Source organism: Zooshikella harenae (genome assembly GCF_018837975.1).
GTDB lineage: Bacteria > Pseudomonadota > Gammaproteobacteria > Pseudomonadales > Zooshikellaceae > Zooshikella > Zooshikella harenae.
This window is the reverse complement of sequence record NZ_JAGSOY010000239.1, coordinates 1-1463: the sequence shown is the minus strand read 5'-3', so window position 1 is coordinate 1463 and position 1463 is coordinate 1. Positions and strand designations below refer to the sequence as shown.

The following is a 1463-nucleotide window of genomic DNA, read 5'->3' as shown; positions in this document are numbered from 1 at the left end:
CAATTCACCACAAGGCGATAACACCACCACTTGCTCACCGGCCTCGGGTGCCCACCAGGAACGGTCATGGCTGGCTCTTGTTGTTAGCCAAGGCAACCAATCCGTGGTGAGTTTATCCATTTGTACCCGGGCGCGAGCACGATCATAATCCACGCTTCTTATAATACCTGGCCGAATTAAATTCTTAACCAGGCGAATCAGTTCTTCGATATTAAAGGGGTTTATATCGGGGTTCATAGGCTTTACCGGTATAGGGTACATGGCTAGCTAATACAGTTTTCGGTGTTTCACCGTCGTCTTCCCACAGTGAATCGCCCATATAAAACGACTGTTGCCAGGTAACTTCCCAGCTTTCATAACCTTCGGTATCGGGATTAAATAAGGCGGGAATGGCTTGAATATGTTTAGGTAAACCCACGACATTATCGAGTCCCCATAATCCGGTTTCAGGCTGGTTTAACAGTGCCATGACCTCACACGCCAGATAACGAATTTTAATGGCCAAGTTGTCAGTGCTATTGCTGAGCACAATATAACTAAACCAATCTGCAGTGATGACATGGCGGCCATCACCCGGATTCTCACCCACTTCCATCTGATGCATGCCTAAATAAATCCCTGGTGATTGTAGGCATTTACCTGGATTATAAGCGTGCACAAATGTAAGCCGGTCACTGAAATGATTTTTGAGTGTATTCACCATGGCTTGGTGAATCATTTCAACAGGAGTGTCTTTATTCATGATTTAAGGCGTAATTAAGTTCCTGCTCCAACAGCGTTACCAACCGTTGTTGACCACGCTGCAGGATTTGGGTAACGACCGGTTTGGCGATAGGCTCAATCGCTTCAGTCTGATAAAGAATGGGTAACCGGGCTTTTCCGACCCGTTTAAAGGCGGTATTTTTATCATTAATCATGAAGGCGCCAGGACGATAATGCTTTCCTGCTTTAACACCGCCTGCCACTTCCCGAACCTTACCCAGGTAGCCTAAATCAACTGGGGCCACCCCTAACCAGACCTTAATTTGACCCTCAGCATAGGCTGTAGTCACATGCACGCGATGTTTTTTGAAAAGGTTGCGTTTAACTCCTGATGCATCGACGACCGCTTGTATTAATAAACGCTGGATGAATGTTGTGTATTTACGCTGGGCGCGCTTAATGGCGCGTTTAACATCCGCACGCGTTTGATCGAGACCCATTAACACGTCATTGAGTGAGTCATTAATATCAACGGATACTTTCATTCAAACTCTCTGCCGCTATTGGAAGGCTCGTAAGGGGATAATTTAATGATGGCCATGTCGGTATCTTTTTTTAACGGTGGCCAGTTGAGGTGATAATTTTGTTCATCGATTACCACGTATTCATACTGTTCAAGCGTGGTTAAATCACTTATAGCCACATGTAATTCAGGCGTCGCATAATTTAATTGAATTTTATTCAGCTTCCCTTCCTGATCG

At 45.3% G+C, this 1463-nt stretch carries 4 protein-coding genes; all 4 read right to left on the bottom strand.

The window, feature by feature from the left end:
* Positions 1-237: phage baseplate assembly protein V (locus tag KCG35_RS25280; RefSeq protein WP_215822621.1), on the bottom strand; the 237-nt coding region annotated here is incomplete at its 3' end.
* Positions 212-742, bottom strand: a complete 531-nt coding sequence (locus KCG35_RS25275) for a hypothetical protein (protein ID WP_215822620.1) — start codon at positions 740-742, stop codon at positions 212-214. The genes KCG35_RS25275 and KCG35_RS25280, both read right to left, overlap by 26 nt.
* Complete coding sequence (locus KCG35_RS25270; protein ID WP_215822619.1) at positions 735-1247, bottom strand: hypothetical protein; 513 nt, start codon at positions 1245-1247, stop codon at positions 735-737. Before KCG35_RS25270 ends, KCG35_RS25275 begins: the two co-directional genes overlap by 8 nt.
* Positions 1244-1463: hypothetical protein (locus KCG35_RS25265; RefSeq protein WP_215822618.1), on the bottom strand; the 220-nt coding region annotated here is incomplete at its 5' end. The genes KCG35_RS25270 and KCG35_RS25265, both read right to left, overlap by 4 nt.

What these genes read in the sequence shown, in the direction of transcription:
- KCG35_RS25275 (WP_215822620.1), bottom strand. Translation starts at nt 742, where the DNA reads ATGAATAAAGACACTCCTGTTGAAATGATTCACCAAGCCATGGTGAAT.
- KCG35_RS25270 (WP_215822619.1), bottom strand. Translation starts at nt 1,247, where the DNA reads ATGAAAGTATCCGTTGATATTAATGACTCACTCAATGACGTGTTAATG.